At 61.7% G+C, this 15,557-nt stretch carries 20 protein-coding genes; 7 read left to right on the top strand and 13 right to left on the bottom strand.

What is annotated here, in order from left to right:
* The first annotated feature begins 9 nt into the window (after positions 1-9).
* Positions 10-660, top strand: coding sequence for a TetR/AcrR family transcriptional regulator (locus H7F35_RS22170; RefSeq protein ID WP_187108736.1), 651 nt, complete (start codon positions 10-12; stop codon positions 658-660).
* A 28-nt stretch (positions 661-688) separates the two neighbouring features.
* Here H7F35_RS22170 and H7F35_RS22165 read toward each other — a convergent pair whose 3' ends face one another.
* Complete coding sequence (locus tag H7F35_RS22165) at positions 689-3,226, bottom strand: penicillin acylase family protein (protein WP_187108735.1); 2,538 nt, start codon at positions 3,224-3,226, stop codon at positions 689-691.
* Between the two features lie 235 nt (positions 3,227-3,461).
* Between H7F35_RS22165 and H7F35_RS22160 the strand changes: the two genes are divergently transcribed.
* The 6 genes from H7F35_RS22160 to H7F35_RS22135 all read left to right on the top strand — a co-directional run bounded on the left by H7F35_RS22160 (position 3,462) and on the right by H7F35_RS22135 (position 7,540).
* Positions 3,462-3,671 carry a hypothetical protein gene (locus H7F35_RS22160; protein ID WP_187108734.1) on the top strand — a complete coding sequence of 70 codons (210 nt, stop codon included), beginning with the start codon at positions 3,462-3,464 and terminating at the stop codon, positions 3,669-3,671.
* 50 nt (positions 3,672-3,721) lie between these two features.
* The gene (locus tag H7F35_RS22155; protein WP_187108733.1) at positions 3,722-4,729 is read left to right on the top strand and encodes a hypothetical protein; all 1,008 of its coding nucleotides are present in this window, start codon (positions 3,722-3,724) and stop codon (positions 4,727-4,729) included.
* 387 nt (positions 4,730-5,116) lie between these two features.
* Positions 5,117-6,388, top strand: coding sequence for a tyrosine-type recombinase/integrase (locus H7F35_RS22150; RefSeq protein ID WP_187108732.1), 1,272 nt, complete (start codon positions 5,117-5,119; stop codon positions 6,386-6,388).
* A 3-nt stretch (positions 6,389-6,391) separates the two neighbouring features.
* On the top strand, positions 6,392-6,736 hold the full coding sequence (locus tag H7F35_RS22145; RefSeq protein ID WP_187108731.1) for a hypothetical protein: 345 nt from the start codon (positions 6,392-6,394) through the stop codon (positions 6,734-6,736).
* Between the two features lie 134 nt (positions 6,737-6,870).
* Positions 6,871-7,047 carry a type II toxin-antitoxin system HicA family toxin gene (locus H7F35_RS22140; RefSeq protein ID WP_187108730.1) on the top strand — a complete coding sequence of 59 codons (177 nt, stop codon included), beginning with the start codon at positions 6,871-6,873 and terminating at the stop codon, positions 7,045-7,047.
* 67 nt (positions 7,048-7,114) lie between these two features.
* Positions 7,115-7,540, top strand: coding sequence for a type II toxin-antitoxin system HicB family antitoxin (locus H7F35_RS22135; RefSeq protein WP_315970460.1), 426 nt, complete (start codon positions 7,115-7,117; stop codon positions 7,538-7,540).
* Between the two features lie 20 nt (positions 7,541-7,560).
* Here the strand turns inward: H7F35_RS22135 and H7F35_RS22130 are convergent, their stop codons facing one another.
* The 12 genes from H7F35_RS22130 to H7F35_RS22080 all read right to left on the bottom strand — a co-directional run bounded on the left by H7F35_RS22130 (position 7,561) and on the right by H7F35_RS22080 (position 15,464).
* Complete coding sequence (locus tag H7F35_RS22130; protein ID WP_187108729.1) at positions 7,561-8,787, bottom strand: class I SAM-dependent methyltransferase; 1,227 nt, start codon at positions 8,785-8,787, stop codon at positions 7,561-7,563.
* 109 nt (positions 8,788-8,896) lie between these two features.
* Positions 8,897-9,427, bottom strand: a complete 531-nt coding sequence (locus H7F35_RS22125) for a DUF2514 family protein (RefSeq protein WP_187108728.1) — start codon at positions 9,425-9,427, stop codon at positions 8,897-8,899.
* A gap of 67 nt (positions 9,428-9,494) precedes the next feature.
* Positions 9,495-9,977, bottom strand: a complete 483-nt coding sequence (locus H7F35_RS22120) for a glycoside hydrolase family 104 protein (protein WP_187108727.1) — start codon at positions 9,975-9,977, stop codon at positions 9,495-9,497.
* The gene (locus H7F35_RS22115) at positions 9,977-10,282 is read right to left on the bottom strand and encodes a hypothetical protein (protein ID WP_187108726.1); all 306 of its coding nucleotides are present in this window, start codon (positions 10,280-10,282) and stop codon (positions 9,977-9,979) included. The genes H7F35_RS22120 and H7F35_RS22115 overlap by 1 nt, the downstream gene beginning before the upstream one ends.
* A complete protein-coding gene (locus H7F35_RS22110; protein WP_187108725.1) occupies positions 10,279-10,674 on the bottom strand; it encodes a hypothetical protein in 396 nt (131 codons plus the stop codon). Before H7F35_RS22110 ends, H7F35_RS22115 begins: the two co-directional genes overlap by 4 nt.
* 59 nt (positions 10,675-10,733) lie before the next feature.
* Entirely contained in the window at positions 10,734-11,258 is a 525-nt protein-coding gene (locus tag H7F35_RS34845; protein ID WP_261803307.1) for a tail fiber assembly protein, read from the bottom strand.
* A complete protein-coding gene (locus H7F35_RS34840) occupies positions 11,258-11,383 on the bottom strand; it encodes a hypothetical protein (RefSeq protein WP_261803306.1) in 126 nt (41 codons plus the stop codon). Before H7F35_RS34840 ends, H7F35_RS34845 begins: the two co-directional genes overlap by 1 nt.
* Before the next feature lie 112 nt (positions 11,384-11,495).
* Positions 11,496-12,203: an anti-CBASS protein Acb1 family protein gene (locus tag H7F35_RS22100; protein ID WP_187108724.1), complete on the bottom strand. Its 708-nt coding sequence runs from the start codon at positions 12,201-12,203 to the stop codon at positions 11,496-11,498.
* Between the two features lie 3 nt (positions 12,204-12,206).
* On the bottom strand, positions 12,207-13,673 hold the full coding sequence (terL, locus tag H7F35_RS22095) for a phage terminase large subunit (RefSeq protein ID WP_187108723.1): 1,467 nt from the start codon (positions 13,671-13,673) through the stop codon (positions 12,207-12,209).
* Positions 13,615-14,181, bottom strand: a complete 567-nt coding sequence (locus H7F35_RS22090) for a terminase small subunit (protein WP_187108722.1) — start codon at positions 14,179-14,181, stop codon at positions 13,615-13,617. Before H7F35_RS22090 ends, terL begins: the two co-directional genes overlap by 59 nt.
* A 781-nt stretch (positions 14,182-14,962) precedes the next feature.
* Positions 14,963-15,250 carry an XRE family transcriptional regulator gene (locus H7F35_RS22085; protein ID WP_187108721.1) on the bottom strand — a complete coding sequence of 96 codons (288 nt, stop codon included), beginning with the start codon at positions 15,248-15,250 and terminating at the stop codon, positions 14,963-14,965.
* A 37-nt stretch (positions 15,251-15,287) separates the two neighbouring features.
* The gene (locus H7F35_RS22080; RefSeq protein ID WP_187108720.1) at positions 15,288-15,464 is read right to left on the bottom strand and encodes a hypothetical protein; all 177 of its coding nucleotides are present in this window, start codon (positions 15,462-15,464) and stop codon (positions 15,288-15,290) included.
* Positions 15,465-15,557 lie beyond the last annotated feature (93 nt).

Below are 15,557 nucleotides of genomic sequence, written 5' to 3'. Positions count from 1 at the left end.
CTTCCACCCATGGTTGCACCGCCCACAGATCCCCCCATTGCCAAGACCGCGCGCTGGAACAATGCGCTGGCCGACACGCCCGATCCGCGCGAAATCCGCAAGCGGGCGCTGATCGCCGCTGCGGGCCGCACCTTCGGGGTCAAGGGGTTTCACAACACCACGCTCGACGACATCGCGAGCGCGTTGTCGGTCACCAAGCCGGCGCTGTACCGCTACGTCAAGAACAAGCACGAGATCCTGTACGAGTGCCATCGTCTTGCCATCGGCATGGCCGAGGAAGCGCTGCAGAGTGCCGAGTCGGAAGGCACGACCGCGCTGGATGCGTTGCGCCTGTTCGTGAGTCTCTACATCCGCAAGATGACGAGTGAGCTGGGAACCTGCGTGGTGCTGACCGAGTACTACTCGATGACCGAGCAGCACAGCGCACTGATCCAGCAGCGGCGCCGCGTGGTCGACACGCAGTTGCGCGCGTTGGTTGCACGCTGCGTCGACGAAGGATCGATCGCGCCCTGCGACCCCAAGCTCGCGGTGTTCTTCTTCATGGGCGCCATCAACAACATCAACCGCTGGTTCACGGAAAAGGGTGACGCCAGCGGAGAGGCGATTGCCGAGGCCTTTGCAGACCACGTGATCATGGGACTGCGCCCCTCGGCGCGTTAGGCCGAGGGGCTGGGGTGCGCGCCCTTCGCTATTCCCGCACGGTCACGCTCCGATACGCCGCGTCCCCCGTGATCTCCCCCTCGGAGAACGGCAGCCGCAGCCACTGCTTGTTGCCGTAAGCCTGCGTGTAGTCCCCGAAGTGCACAGAAGCCGGGTCTTCCGAGACCGAGTACGAGACCAGGGTGTGCGCCTCCACGCCGCCTTGCGGAAACCGGACGATCTGGAGGTAGCTGTTGCCATTGGCGATGGCGTCGCTGTCCATGTTGTAGCCGCCCTTGTCGAGCCGGTTGTTGGCGCAGATGTGGGTGAAGTAGCCGTCCACGCAGCCGCCGTACAGCGGGATCTTCACGCCGCCGCGCACGGTGAACAGGTAGTCACCGCGCGCCGCATCCAGCGGGTAGGGACTGGCCTTCACGCGCAGCACGGCCGCGCCAAAGGCCTGCTGCAGATCGACGGCGGCCGAGGACTTGACGCCGCGCGGCGTGTGCAACGGATCGCTGGCGCTGAAAGGCACGGCGTAGAGTGCGCCGGCATCCAGTTGCGATGCCCTGCTCCAGAACTCGTCCCAGATGTGAGCACCGCGCGCGCCGATGTTGCCGGTGTTGCCCCATTGCCTGAGCACGTCGCACGCTTGCGCGGTATCGACGTCGCGCGGCGAAGGAAAGATCCCGTCTCCCAGCGGATCTCCGATGACTGAGATCGTTGGCACCGCACAGACGATGTCCAGCATCTGGGTCTTGAAGATTTCAGCGTTGTAGGCGCGGCTGTTGAGCACCATCTGCTTAACCGTGTCGACCGTGGCCTTGTCGCCCGCGTAGCCGTCCGTGCCTTCGAGGCGGTCCTGCGCGAGCCGGTTGCCAAGCTGCGTGCGGAAGCTGACGGGTGCGGTGCCCGCCGGTCCCATGATCGACGGGTAGCCGGTCAGTGGCGCCTTGGGGTTCGCGAGCCAGTAGCTGTCGTTCATGTTGGCGACATAGTCGTCGCGCCACAGGCTGGGCAGGCGCGACGGGCCGATGGCGCCGGATTGCGCCGAATCGGGATCGTCCTTCCAGTCGCAGGCACTGCGGGAGCCGTCAAGCACGATGGGCGCGTCGGCCCCGCCGCCGAACAATGCCGCAAGCGCGCGCCCCTCGTCGGTGTTGCACTGGGCGATCTGCGCATCCGATACGTTGGGCACCGCGCCCATGTCGGCATACCAGGCCTTGGCACTGCCTCTGCCGACAGCGACCGTGTTGACCCATGGAACGGCCGCTTCCTCGCGCTGGACGGCAACCAGTTCGTCGAGAGACTTGGCCTGATTCCAGCGCAGCCAGCTGCGCCACACGCGGTAGTTCTGGCTGTTGATGTCGCGCACGGCAAAGGCGATGGATTGGCTCCACGCGAACGAGGGGTCGATGCCCGACAGGTCGACGAGCGGACCGTACGCTGACCGGTACAGCGTGCGCGTGACCTGCATCAGGCTGCCCGATGGCTGCTTGACGGTCACCGTGATGGCCGTGGGCTGCATCTTCACGTTCTGGCCGTCGCGCACGTAGCTGGTCGCGTCGTCCTTGGCCAGTTGCAACTGGTAGAGGCTGTAGCGCTTCGCGGTCGACACCGTGTGGCTCCACGCCACGTTGTCGTTGAAGCCCAGCAGCATCACGGGCACGCCCGGGAAGCTCGCGCCACTGACGTTGAGCTGGCCCGGAACAGTGAGATGGGCCTGGTAGAGCCGATCGGGCCCGTGCCAGTACCAGTGCGGGTTGCCGAACAACAAGGGGCTCGCGTCGCCGGTCGCGGTGGTGCCGAACCCGATCATGTTGCTGCCGATGCCTTTCTGGCCGCCGACCTGTATCGGGGGCAAGACCGCACGCCGCACAGTGGACGATGCAGCCTTCAGCGCGCTGGCGCTGCCCGACGCGATCCTGGCAACTTGCGGCGACGGCGGCACCGCCGCCGCGATGCCCGAGACGAAATTGCTGTAGCCGCCCGCAAGGCCGGCGTGGTACATCCGCCGGTAGATGTCGTCAGGCGTGATGGGCGCAACCCAGGCTTCCTTGCCGCATGCCGCGTTTTCCGGACCGCCGGCCTTGATCTCCCGGACGTAGCGGTTGTAGCCCGCGGCAAAGCCCTCGACCAGCTTACGCAAGGTGTCGGGCTGCGCCGCGCGCATCGCGTCGAGCGTATCGGCGGTGATCACGTGCTTGTGGAAAAAGTCCGACTCGAGGTTGAGCGGCCGTCCGAGGATGCCGGCGTAGACGCTCTGTGCATCCGCGCCGAAATAGCGCGACCTCTCTCCACGGTAGGTAAGGAAGGAGTCGGCCAACGTGCAGAGGCTGTCCTGGGCCTGCGCATAGCCGTAGCCATAGCCGACACCCTCGAAGTTGTCCGCCTTGATGTGCGGCACGCCGAAGGCCGTGCGACGGATCTCGGCTTTGTAGCTGTCCTGCGCAGGAGGGCTGACCGGGTTGCCTCCGAAGACCGGCAGGAAGCCGGGGCCACCGCCGCCACCCCCGCCGCATGCCGTCAGGGCAATCAGGGTCAGCAGGCAAAGCGGGCTTGCGCGCCGCCAGTGAGTACGTCTCATGTTGTTGTCTCCATTTGGATGTTCTTCGAGGCTCACACGCGAAAATCTACTTATCAGTAAATTTTCTACTCGCGGGTAATGTCCGCGTTCGTCCGGCTGGACGGGATAGGGACTTACCCCGGTCGCGGTCGACCCGGTGCTCGACACGAGCGGACGAACGGCGCGAGGAAGATCCGCGATCGATGCGAAACTTTCTAGCGCTTGTCTGGCTCGCATCCGATCGGGAGAAAACTGCATGTCGAAACACACCTTTGTGGACCCCGTCTTTGACTGGTGCGTCAATTTCCTGATCCACTGGGCCAAGGTTCTTGGCATCACCTACAACGAGATCAACGTCTACGTCTTTTGCGTGCTGTGGCCGATCCTGACGCTGGTCCTGTGCTTTCTGGTGGTCTACCAGCGCACGACGATCCGAGCGCTGCGCGCGCGCCTCCCCTCGCGTTGAAGGGCGCAGATACTCCGGCTCTCACCAAAACAAGAAACGGGAACCAACCTATGCGGCTGCCGCACAAGCTCTTCGCCCTGCTGCCTGTCTTTTCATTGCTTTCAGGGTGCGTGATCACGCCCTACGGCATCGCGACGCTGACATGGAGGACCGTGTACTTCCAGGAAACATCCACGGTAGCCATCAAGCAGTTTCGCGATGGCGAGGTGCTCGACGGAGCGCCCGTCACCTGCAACAACCTGACGGAAAAAAACGCCTCCTGCAGTTGCAGCGTCTCGCGCGCTTGGCCCGTGTCGGACAAGGTGAAGTGGGGCTCGCTTCCCACCGAGAAGCCGCCCACGTATGCGGGGAACACGAAAAACTATCTGGCCGCCCCCAACGTCGTGCCGCCAAGCTTCGATGGCCATCCGCGCCTGCAGTACGCCTTCACCGCGCAGGCAGGCCAGGTGTGGTTCTACGACCTCGGCAGCAAGAGCCTGAAGGTGACCGTGCTGGCCGCCGAGCCCCACCAGTACAAGCCCGCCGAGCGCAGCGGCCTGCGCCAGAGAGTCTCCACGGCAAGCTACGTTCACGTGACGCCGACCGACGTGTTCTATTTCGCGCGAGCCCAGGACCTCCAAGCCAAGCGCTACAGCGAACCGGAAGATCCGAAGGCGCTGCCCGTGCAAACCATCTATCGCTGGAAAAACGGCGACGCTGCGGCAAGCACCACCGATGCGACCGTGCCGCAGTTTTTCGTCTGGAAAGCGGCCTTGCAGGCGGATGGCAGCGTGGGCCCTCTTCTTCTGGCCGAGAAGCAAGGCGGCCTCGCACGCGCCAACCCTGCGCTGTACACCTACGTCCCCGAAGAAGAACTGCCGGCCTATGCGCCGACCGCCGCTGGCTTGTCAGAACAATCCTGTCTGGCGAACGTCAAGCCCGGGGCCATTTGCAGCTACCGCGATCACGGCCTGGACGAAGGCACCGTCTCCAGAAGCGAGCCGACCTGCGAGCCTTACTCCGAGGAGAAGGCGAGCCGGATCCGGAGGAAAAATGCGGAGGCCGGCAAGAGTTCGTGATCCGGCCTCGGACCACCGAATCACAAGTAACAGTCTGTCCAGACGCCCTCCAAGTGGAACCGGAGTCCGCCCAAAATACGGCCCAATCGAATCTGTAGCATCACCCGTGTGTTTCATTGCCGCCTCCGGCTCACGAACGATGCAGGACAGCGAAGATTTTTGGGGTACGCCCTTGGATATCAGATAGATACATTGCTTATGAAAATCGCCACCTGGAATTTTCATTGGTGACTCTGGATGTGTCAGGGCGTGCCGCGAGTTTCGGCAAGTCGTTGATTTTTCTGGAGAAGTTGGCGCCTCATGATTCCTGATGTGTCACACTGACTCGCGTTGGCTGGGTAGCTAGGTGGGTAGCTAGACGGCCTAGCTACCCAACCTCCCCAGACGATGGCCAAACTCAGTCACCTACTCTCCGACCTGCAGATCAAGCGCTGGATCGCCAAGGGGGCGCCTGTCGCCAAGTCCGATGGCGACGGCCTGACCTTCACCCTGTCGAAGGGCGGCACTGCGTCGTGGGTGCTGCGCTACCGCCAAGGCGGCGGCGCCCGCAAGGAGATGACCATTGGGAACTATCCCGACATCAGCCTGGCCGCAGCGCGCGAGGACGCTCGGGCACTGCGCGCGTCCATCGACAAGGGCGTCGACCCGGCAACTCAGAAGCAGGAGCGCAAGACCCGAGCGGCCGCTGCATGGACCGTCTCCGAGCTTGTGGACGACTACCGCAAGAAGGTGCTGCTGCCCAGCGACTTTGCGGCCGGCACGATCTACTACCGCAATGCGGACCTCGACCAGGTCATCGTGCCAAAGCTGGGTACGCGTCGCGTGGATCAGGTGACCAGCATGGACATCGTCACCGTGCTCAAGGACAGCAAACGGTCATGGACGATGACCAAGCGCGCCCTCACGACAGCCTCAAAGCTGTACGACCACGCCTGCGGTCTGACCATAGTGGCGGCCAACCCATGCATGGGGATCAAGCTCACATCGCTCAAGGGGCCGCGGCCCCCTGTGCGCAAGCGCATCATGCTGGCCACTGACGAACTAAAGGCGCTGCTGTCTGGCGTCGACTTCATCGGTCGCGAAAACGGTCTGGCGTTCCGCATCCTGCTCGTCACCTGCGTTCGTGGCGTCGAGCTGGTGAAGGCGAAAAAGGTGGACGTAGACCTGGACGCCGGCACCTGGTGGGTGCCGGACGACTCCGTGAAGACCCGTGTGGGTTTTTCGGTGCCGCTGCCGCCCGTGGTGGTGGAGTGGTTCCGCGAGCTGATCTCAGTGGCTGGCGATTCGCAGTGGGTGCTCCCCGCCCGCCGGATAGATCGAGTCATCAAGTTGGGCGATGTGCCTGTCGGCCGCACCACACTCTGGGCTGCTTTCAATCGCGCCTTCGTTCGCGGCGCCATCGACATTCGCCGCTTCACCCCTCACGACACGCGCAGCACGGCCAAGGGGCATCTGCGCAACCTGGGCGTGTCGCGCGAGATTTCCGAGATCGCCCTGAACCACAAGCTCAAGGGCATGGAGGGCATCTACGACGTGCGGGAAGAGATCCCTGAGCGCCGGCACGCTCTCGGGATCTGGGCCGACTTCCTCGTGGCATGCGAGACCGGGCAACCCCCGCCGCTGCCGAAAAACGTGCTCCCAATGAAACGGGCGGCCTGAGCCATGTTCTTCGCCGAAGTCACTCCCCTGATGCGCCAGGGCCTGCGCCTGAAGGTTGGCGAGCGCGATGCCCCCATGCGCGTAACCGTCACCATCCTGGAATCCGACCGCGACAAGAACAACTCGGCGCGCAACCTGGTCGAGGCCAGCCTGTACGTCAGCTACGGCACTGCGCAGATGGCCAGCCGTGGACGGATCACCGATCCTGTCATCGTGGCGCACAAGGGGCCCGGTTTCCTGCTGTCAGGAACCGAACTCGACTCCCAGACGGTCGACGGCGTGCATCGAGTGTGGGAGCACCGGCAGGTATGGCTCGTGGTGCCGGTCGAGCGGAACGGCAGCGAGTAGCCAGCCGGCCTGCTTCGCATCAGCAAGCCCCGTTGCTTCGATGGAAATTATTTAGCAAAAATGCGTATAAACCTCTTGCGGGTTGAAAGCATTTTTGTTTATAATTCATCCATCGTAACAACAGAAAGGCGGTCGTGAAAATCAGTGAATTCAAGCGGTGGCTCAAGACTCAGGGAGTCGTAGCGGTAGAGGGAAAGAAACACTCCAAACTCTCCATCAACGGCAAACAGACAGTCTTACCGAGACACCCAAGCAAGGAACTGAAGGAAGGCACTAAACAAGCAATCCTGAAGCAACTAGGACTGAAATGAGAGGGAGGCCCGAAAGGGCCTATCCCGGGTTGCTCCATTCACGAACGCCAGGACAGTAGAGGTATAGATGTTGAAATTTCCAGCTAAGTTTGAGCCGGCGGATGAAGGCGGCTTTGTGGTCACCTTCCGGGACGTACCGGAGGCCATCACGCAGGGGGACACCTTAGAAGAAGCGCAAGCCATGGCCATTGACGCACTCGTCACGGCCATGGATTTCTACTTTGAGGATGGCAGAGAGGTTCCTCGACCAAGCGCGCTCCAGAAAGACGAGCGCCTGGTTGAGCTTCCGCTCTCCGTCGCGTCCAAGGTGGAACTGCTGAACATCGTGCTGAAGAAGAAGGCGCGGCCCATCGACATTGCCCGGTCGATGGGGATCAAACCCCAAGAGGTAACGCGCATCCTGGATCTTCATCACGCGACGAAGATCGACACGATGGCGCAGGCCTTCAGTGCGCTGGGCTACCGGCTGGAACTGAAGGTGAGCAAGGCGTAGTCTGATGCGGTCGCTAACGATTAGTTTGTCGACCGCGCCGCCTTCTGCGGGCTGAGGCCTCGCGCGTAAACGTGGGAATCCACTGCGGTGGGGCTCATCACGGCCAGCATTTGCGTCGGCGTCAATTCGCCGCTCTCGAAGCCCGCCTCGTCGATGGCATGGATGCGGTCGATGAACGCTCGATCATCTGCCGAATCTGCGTCGAAGTTGGGGCCGAAGCATCGATCCACAAACGGGTTGATCACGTTCCCAAAAGCGAGAAAAACCGGGAAGTCGAAGCGATCCACAAGAAGAGGGAGGATGTCCTGCGCGCGGATACCTTCAAACCCTTCGCTTGAACAATCCCAGTTCACGAACGTGGGTTCCGCGCGCCGCATTTGGTGGTTGTATCGCCGCTCTGCCGGTAGCTCTTGCCAGATGCGTTCAACGTGTCCAAGCGCCTCAGGCCAACGCATGTGGCCGTTGCGCCCGATCATGTCGCTCGACACGAAGTAGCCGCGAGGATTGAGCGACGCCTTGATCGAATCAAAAAGCCCTTCCAGGTTGGTGACGTGATGCAGCGAATGGTTCGCCATGACTCCAGCGTATTCGCCTGACGGAATCCACGCATTGAAGTCGCCTTGCACGAATCGAAAAATTCGGCCAAGCCCACTAGCGTCCACGGCCTCTCGGCCGCGATCTAGCATCGTCGGGTTGAGATCCAAGCACTCGAATTCAAAGTCTTTGAGGCCGAGTTCGAGCATCAACTTGACGACGCGAATTTCTGTGTCGCAGTTCCCCGCCCCGATGCTGATAAACCGAGCCGTACCGCCAACTCGCTGGGCAGCTTGCACAAGGTTCTTCGCATAGAACTCATCAACCGTGGAGAACCCGCACTCATGGAACAGCGGAAGGATGTACTTGTTCGACCAGTAGTCGAAAACTGACGGCAGCTCGTGAACGTCGATCTGATCGTTGTACTGCGTGAGTTCTCTCTCGATCTGATCGCTGTAAAAAAGATCAGGAAACGCAGTCCTGACCTTTGAATAGATCTGCGAGCTTCGCGCAAGTTGTCGCTCCGCATCGTCGATTCTTGTGAGCGCTTTCCCAAGCCGCTCATTTGTCTCGCGCAGCACGTTTTCAAGATCGTCTGCGCGCCGCATGGCTGCGGTGAGAGCAGCGCCCGATTCGGCCTTGGCAATCCCGTCCATCCGCCACTTCAATGCGTTCCAAGCAGGACGTAGCACTGCCTTTGCATATCGTTTCATCAATCGCATCCCTCCATCTGAGAATGTCTGCGATTGTCGCACTCAGAAACGAAAAAGCCCCCCAGCGCGGACGCTGGGGGGGATGGTGGATCAGTGTGACGTGGGCAGCTTACCGACTGGGAGGCTGTAGTCCATCGGCGTACCGCTCGCAGGCAGTGCCGGCGATGTGGGCAGAGTCAGCGAACTTTGCCAGGATGCCCGCTCTTGCGTCAGCGCGGCTGAGCACATCGGCAAGCACTCCGATGGGATCGTCGGCTGGCGTGCTTCTGCTGGAAGTGCTGGGATTCGTGGTGGCGCGACGGACGGCGGCGACATAGGCGGTGAGCTGACCGCGCAGCTTGTCAGCAGCAGCGTCAGCATCACGGGCAGCAGCCAGAGCGGCTTCAGTTTGTTGGCGTGCATGGTCGATCACTTCCTGTTTTTCAGCCTCGCGGCGGGTTTCTTCAGTTCGGGCATCTTCTTCGGCCTTCTGTGCGGCTTGCACCGCCTGAGTTCTCGCGTCAGCCAATGCCACCTGTGCGCGTGCCGTCGCGGCCTTAGCGTTGCTGACTTGCACACGTTGGCCGAGCATGAAAAACAGCAGCAGTGCAATGACCGCCGCATAGATCCAGCCGGGCACCACGTCAAAAATCTTGGTCATCGAACGATCCTCCACTTGCACTGCGTCGTCTCATGACCTGCAGATCCACAAAGGCAGCAAACGTGCGTCATGCGAGCATCCCGCCCGCGGCCTGGTACGCCGCACGCAGCCTGTCGATGCAGTGCTCGGGCTGCCCGTACCCTGCGCCTGGCAGGCTCGCCCACAGGTTGCGCACGCGCGCCACTGCCAGGTCAAAACTGCCCGCATCGATCAACGGCAGTGCGCCACGCTCACGAATAAGCTGCAGCGCCCATAGATCCTGCGAGTCAGGGCCAAAGTCCGGGAGGCCGAGCTGTGCCTTGTAGTGTGCCCAGTCCTTGAGCATGAACTGGTAACGGCCCGACGCGTTGGAGGTCAGCCCGCGACTGTTGATCACCTTCGACGGCCGCCCGTTGGCAAACGGATGTGTGCTGTAGTCGGTGAAAACTTCGGACTTTCCATCCACGCCGGTAACGATCACGTCGTACCCATCGTTCACGGTGGCGGGACTGGTGCGGGTTCCTTCGGACACAGCCAACATGTCGAGGAAAGCTTTGCGGTTTGATGGCATCACAGGTCTCCTAACGGCGCAGGGCCAGTTGAACTTTCGGGAGGGCCGCGGCGCCACTGGTAGCTGTCGGCCGCCAGCATGAAGAGCACCGCGAAGGTGAAGAAGACAGAGGGCCAGCCAGGCATCGCGAAGAGCCACGGTGCAGCACCGTTGGCACAGGCTCCCATCACCATGAGCACGTACTGCGCTTTCACGCGGTTGAGGACGCTGCCAGTGATCTTGTCGGCGCGGCAGATGCACACGAAGACGATGGCAGCAGAGAGCGCGGCGTTGAGGCCAGCAGGGAGGAATTCCGTGCTGGTCATTTCTGCCCCCTTGCGGCGATCAACACATCGACGAACGCACTGATCTTCGAGCCGACCCAAGACATGATTGCTGGATACTTGTCGCCCACGTAGCCCAGCCCGAAGGACACTGGCGCAAACAGCCACTGATCCCGGATCGGCTCCCAGAACGAGGCGACCATCATCGAGATGGGCACCGTCAGTAGCACCGCGACGGCGGCCGATGCCAAGAAGTAGATGAAGGCGCGGATGTTCCCGTCGCCCTGCCGCTGCATGATCATCACGGCCGCGCCACCCATCGCACCGATGCCGATCACGATGTACGGACCAACAACCATTGCGACCGACATGCCGAAAACCAGCGAGGCGAGCTGCGTGAAGACGTGCACCGGAGTGAGGTCTGTTTGGTTCATGCCGTCCTTTCAGGCAAAAGAAAACCCGCCGAAGCGGGTCGCGGTGATCTAGGGCTCTTTCAGCCGGGCGCCTTCGGCCAAACAACCGATTTAGGAAATCCAGCCTGCGTCTCGATTCGGCTGAGGTCGACGCGGTATTGCTTCCACAGCTTGAGCGCTGCGGTCTCCGCATCCGTGGCCTCGCCGATGTCGATCGCATCCTGCAGAGGCCCGATGCGCAAAGTGGCATCAGCAAGAAGCGTGTCGCGCTGGGCCTTGGCCTGATCGGCTGTCACTGGCGGGATCACTGGCACCGGCGGTGGGCCAAACACCTTGCCGTCCCAGGAATCCCCTGGCATCACTGTCGCCCCCGCGGGAACCGCGACCAACATTGCAACTACGTCTGGGTGAAAGCGCTCCTCGATCGGAACGTCGCCAGCGATGTAGTCGTCATGGGCAGCTTGCAGAAGCTCGTGAGTTTCGCGATCTTGCTCGGTGGCGTCTTCGGCGAGCGGCGCCGGTGCCTGCGGCCGGTCTGCTTCCGTGCGCGTGAAAGGTGCGATGAGTTCGGCGACAAGGCCGTCTTGAATGCGTGCGTACTGCATTAGGAATACTCCGAAACGATGACAAAACCAAAGCCGCCAGTGCCACCGCCCTGCAGAGCACCGCTGTTGTAGGAACCTGCACCACCACCACCGCCGCCGCCGTCGCTGCCAGAGATGCCGTTCAAGGTTCCCGTGACTCCCGCGACGCCGCCAGAGCCCTTGGCCGCCGCTCCACCGAAGCCACTGAGCAGCGCAAGCGCGCCGGTTGCAGTTCCACCAATCGACGAGCCTCCTGAGCTACCGCGGATAGACACATCGCCGCCTACCCCAATGCCGCCCCCGCCGCCGGTGTTGCTGGTCTGCGCCGCCGCTGCGGAGCCTGAGCCGCCAACGCCACCGGTTGCAGACACGTAGGCCCCAAATGATGTTGTTCCGCCAGTACCCCCCGCGCCATTGCCAACCGTTTTCGTAGTAGTCCGGGTCGGTTGAGTCGACCTTGAACATCGCGACGCGAATGCCGAAGATCCGGCCCATCCGCACGAACTGCTCAAGGTTCCAGTTCAGGCGCATCGCACGGTCGTAACGGCGCATGATCTTCAGCGCCGTTGGGTCCAAGTCGTCGCCATCGATGCTCACCACATCAAATCCCTGACGAATCGCATCACGGCCAGGCATCGAGCACGCCTTGTCGATCAGCCAGTGCTGCGACAGGATGGCGCACAGTTGGTGACCGATGAAAGTCTGGCTCGCGTACCACATGGCGAGCACTTCAGGGATCGTCGTCGGCTGTGCGGCCAGCTTCAGCAGCCCCTCGCCTTCGCCCTCGTCCATCGCGCCAGAGACCTTCGCAACTGGCAGCTTTCGGATGAGACCTGCCAGGACATCGCCCATCTTTACGATGGGTGCACCCATGCCGTCGAAGGCGTGAGTGCTGAAGAACCCACCACCCGCGCGAGTCGGAGCAACTGGCGCGGCGGCGGGTTTGCGGAAGAGCCAGTTGAACATGCGTTATCCAAAGAAAGAGCGCCGCGGTGCGATCAGCTCTGCAAATGCGCGAGCGAATGCGTCCGCTTGGTCGTCGTTTGCCCCGTTGGGGAAACTGCGCAGTTCGTTAACGAACGGCTGGTTCCAGTCCGCTCGAAGCATGGAGACATTCCCCACATTCACCTGCGCAGCCGCAGGCTCTGCACGAGTCACCTTGTCACCCGACTCAGGCGAACTAACAACCGATGCTCCCGCCATCGCCCGCGTAAGGTAGAGAACCTGTGTCTTGCCAGCCTGCCCCGGGTCTTGAGGAATGCTCTGTTTGGTTGAGCGGCCGTCCATCGCGGCCGTGTTGACCATGGCTGCGTCGCGCTCGTCCGGCCCGACGCGCATGCGCCGGACGTCGGAGATGATGAATCGCCCATCTTCCGTGCGCCCCAGGCGGAGGCCTACAGTCCAATCGCCGTCGACAGTGCTGGCCAAGTCCCAGCCACGCACCCACTTGATATTCCCCGCAGGAAGCGCCTCGATCACCTTGATCTGGTCAGGCTTGAACAGATCGCCATCCAGCGGCGAGGGACGCTGTTGATACAGGGCCGACCAAGTGCGCGGGTTCTGCTCGAACTGGGCCCAGTGCTTCCGGTCAAACCACTCAGGCCACAGGTACTCGCCACGAACACGCCCGAGCGGGTCACTGTCGACCTCGCAGCGCGCCTGAAGGCACAGCACCTCCCAGTGGTTCCCGTCCTTGCACAGAATCTTTCCACTCTCGCCGTTCCAGCCTTCGGGCAAGATGCGGCCGGCCAAGTCATCCTCATGCCAGCGGGTTTGGATCAATACGATCCAGCCACCGGGGATCAGGCGCGTCTTAAGGTCGTCTTCGTAGGCGTCCCAAGTCTTCGCGCGAACCGTCTCAGAATTCGCCTGTTCTCGGCCCTTGATCGGGTCGTCGATGATGATTCCGTTCGCGCGGTTGCCAGTGACACCGCCCAAGATGCCGCAAGCCATGTACTCGCTGCCATTGGTCAGCGAAAACTCTTGCGCGGCCTGTGACTCAACGGTCAGGCCGCATTTGAAAATGCCGTTGTAACGCGGCTGCTTGACGATAGAGCGAGTGCGCCGGCCCATCTTGCGGGCCAGGTCGTCGCCATAGCTCGCCAGGATCAGCTTTCGCTTGCCGACTTCGCCCAAGTACTTCGATGGGAACACCACCGAGGCATAGGTGCTCTTGGCACTGCCAGGCGGCATGAACACCATCATCCGGCCGTGAGGCGTCTTGCTCACCTCATCCAGCTTCTGCAGCAGCAGCCGGTGGTGATGGGCGAGCGCGACTTCGACGGGCTGGAAAATCTCAGTGTCTGGATCGTCGTCGCTTACAGGGCGCCCCGGAACATCAATCGCGCTGACGTACCGCTGAATGTCGGATCGGGCTTTACGCCTGATCAGCAGCTCCCTCGCCGCCTCCTGCTGCGATGGCTGCGAGTTCGTCATCCGTCAGTTCCTGTGCGCTGCGACGAAGGGTTAGGCCGCCTGAGTGCTCCACCTTGTCCTTCAGCATGCCGAGATGGCGCATGGCCAACGTCAGAGCCGTCCCCTTGTCGAAGATCTTGGCCTTCTTCATGAAGCCGATCTGCTTGCGATCCTCGCCGCGGCCCTCGAACTCTTCAGTCACATCGACGCCGGCCAACACAGCCGCCGCGTCATCGTCGAGTTCGTGAGGCGCCTTCATGCCGCCGTCTTCGTTGTAGAGGCGCCGGATGTCGAAGAAAGCGATACGCGCCAACTCTTGAAGCACACGGTCTTGCGTGATCCCCGTCCGCTGCGCGCGAATCTGCATTTTTTGGGTGATTGCTTCCGAAACCTTACGGTTTGCGATCAATTCCGATGCAGTAACTTCCGCTCGCCTTACGGTGTAGCCCGCGCGAATCGCTGCTTGCTTGCCGTTCAGGTCGATCAGGTACTCGTCCACGAATCGCTGTTGCTTCTTCGTGAGTGCCATAGGGTTCTTTCAATGGGGCACAGCACAACCGGGGGCTGCGAGAGGAGTTATCCGCAGGTGGTCTCCCCCGGTTGGCTGGCAGGCGGCGTCTTGCCCGACGACTGCACGGGCCGGCTTGGCCTTCCCAGCGCCTGAGCGGCGGTGAGTTAGTTGGGTGCCGGGTTTGAATTTAACTAAATCTTGAATACGGCAGTCCGAACTTTCCGCCTTGGACTGACCCGAATCGAGCACTACCAACCCCAAAAAGGAGACAGCAATGGCAGATGAGCAACTTCCGGTCAATTTCATTGACAACCCACATGCGCCAGAAGTCCACTCAACAGGACACGCGGGCCTATGGATGCATATGGGGAACGTACATATCACCCTTGGAGCCGGCCGGATAGATCACAGATCTACCCCGGGCCCCATCAACCACGTTGTGATCGGGCGAGTTGTGATACCAGCACCAGCAGCGCTGGACTTGGCTAAACAGATCCAGGCGATGCTGGCCGACCCTTCCGGGTCGCCACAAGTCGCGTCACCGACCACACCCCTCCACTGAAAGAGGGTCGCCACGGCGCGAGGACGGTCTGCGGCATTGAATGTGTGCAGCGAGCCTCGGCCGGGCAAACAAAAAAGCCGCCGTGATTGCTCAGGGCGGCTCGAATTCTGGAGGCGACTATCCAACGAAGGATGGCGCCGCTCTATTGCTTTTCTGGCGACACGCCAGATTTATACGGGTGCCGAAGCGTAACACACGAATTTCTGCGCCGCAAGGGTCTTTTATCCAGTGCCTACCCTAAGCGGATTTGCGCTGCAGATCGAAGTCAGCGCGATCCACCCCGGCGCCGATCTCCTTCATCTTGTCAACGACCTTGCTCATTTCGGCGGGCGACAACGCCAACCGCGCTGCGATGAAAAACAGCATGTGCAGGTTGATGCCTCGCGGCTCTGCGCCGCCTGTGTACTTGCGCCACTGCTGCCCGCCCGCGACGCTCGCCAGGTCGGCCATGTCGTTACCGCTGAACCCAAGCTGCTCCTTGAGGCGTTGCAGGTCCGTTGTGCTGGGTGCTTCGTAGGGAATCATGGGGAAGTGAAAACGGCCCTTTCGGGCCGCTTGGTGTTTAGAGGAAGACTTTGGTGATCGCTACTGCTGCTGCGGCCACCGAGGCGACGACAACAGCCGGATACCACATGCGCTCCCGGATCATCTTGGCGGCTTCGGCGTTGAGCTTCATGGTTTCAGCCATCAGCTTGCCGATCTCTGCTTCAACTTTGAGCTGGTCCAAGGTCTTGTCCATTTCCGTTCATCCTTTTGGGGTTCGGGCTGCGCGGGCTGCGCTACCACTGGGGTCTATTGTAGCACCATTGGTGCTAGGTGCAAGAAGTTTTTC

Source organism: Variovorax sp. PAMC26660, assembly GCF_014302995.1.
In the GTDB taxonomy this organism is placed as follows: Bacteria; Pseudomonadota; Gammaproteobacteria; order Burkholderiales; family Burkholderiaceae_C; genus Variovorax.
The sequence above is the reverse complement of the archived record's forward strand: the minus strand, read 5'-3'. Positions and strand labels throughout refer to the sequence as shown.

What these genes read in the sequence shown, in the direction of transcription:
- H7F35_RS22170 (WP_187108736.1), top strand. Translation starts at nt 10, where the DNA reads ATGGTTGCACCGCCCACAGATCCCCCCATTGCCAAGACCGCGCGCTGG.
- H7F35_RS22165 (WP_187108735.1), bottom strand. Translation starts at nt 3,226, where the DNA reads ATGAGACGTACTCACTGGCGGCGCGCAAGCCCGCTTTGCCTGCTGACC.
- H7F35_RS22160 (WP_187108734.1), top strand. Translation starts at nt 3,462, where the DNA reads ATGTCGAAACACACCTTTGTGGACCCCGTCTTTGACTGGTGCGTCAAT.
- H7F35_RS22155 (WP_187108733.1), top strand. Translation starts at nt 3,722, where the DNA reads ATGCGGCTGCCGCACAAGCTCTTCGCCCTGCTGCCTGTCTTTTCATTG.
- H7F35_RS22150 (WP_187108732.1), top strand. Translation starts at nt 5,117, where the DNA reads ATGGCCAAACTCAGTCACCTACTCTCCGACCTGCAGATCAAGCGCTGG.
- H7F35_RS22145 (WP_187108731.1), top strand. Translation starts at nt 6,392, where the DNA reads ATGTTCTTCGCCGAAGTCACTCCCCTGATGCGCCAGGGCCTGCGCCTG.
- H7F35_RS22135 (WP_315970460.1), top strand. Translation starts at nt 7,115, where the DNA reads ATGTTGAAATTTCCAGCTAAGTTTGAGCCGGCGGATGAAGGCGGCTTT.
- H7F35_RS22130 (WP_187108729.1), bottom strand. Translation starts at nt 8,787, where the DNA reads ATGAAACGATATGCAAAGGCAGTGCTACGTCCTGCTTGGAACGCATTG.
- H7F35_RS22125 (WP_187108728.1), bottom strand. Translation starts at nt 9,427, where the DNA reads ATGACCAAGATTTTTGACGTGGTGCCCGGCTGGATCTATGCGGCGGTC.
- H7F35_RS22120 (WP_187108727.1), bottom strand. Translation starts at nt 9,977, where the DNA reads ATGCCATCAAACCGCAAAGCTTTCCTCGACATGTTGGCTGTGTCCGAA.
- H7F35_RS22115 (WP_187108726.1), bottom strand. Translation starts at nt 10,282, where the DNA reads ATGACCAGCACGGAATTCCTCCCTGCTGGCCTCAACGCCGCGCTCTCT.
- H7F35_RS22110 (WP_187108725.1), bottom strand. Translation starts at nt 10,674, where the DNA reads ATGAACCAAACAGACCTCACTCCGGTGCACGTCTTCACGCAGCTCGCC.
- H7F35_RS34845 (WP_261803307.1), bottom strand. Translation starts at nt 11,258, where the DNA reads ATGCAGTACGCACGCATTCAAGACGGCCTTGTCGCCGAACTCATCGCA.
- H7F35_RS22100 (WP_187108724.1), bottom strand. Translation starts at nt 12,203, where the DNA reads ATGTTCAACTGGCTCTTCCGCAAACCCGCCGCCGCGCCAGTTGCTCCG.
- terL (WP_187108723.1), bottom strand. Translation starts at nt 13,673, where the DNA reads ATGACGAACTCGCAGCCATCGCAGCAGGAGGCGGCGAGGGAGCTGCTG.
- H7F35_RS22090 (WP_187108722.1), bottom strand. Translation starts at nt 14,181, where the DNA reads ATGGCACTCACGAAGAAGCAACAGCGATTCGTGGACGAGTACCTGATC.
- H7F35_RS22085 (WP_187108721.1), bottom strand. Translation starts at nt 15,250, where the DNA reads ATGATTCCCTACGAAGCACCCAGCACAACGGACCTGCAACGCCTCAAG.
- H7F35_RS22080 (WP_187108720.1), bottom strand. Translation starts at nt 15,464, where the DNA reads ATGGACAAGACCTTGGACCAGCTCAAAGTTGAAGCAGAGATCGGCAAG.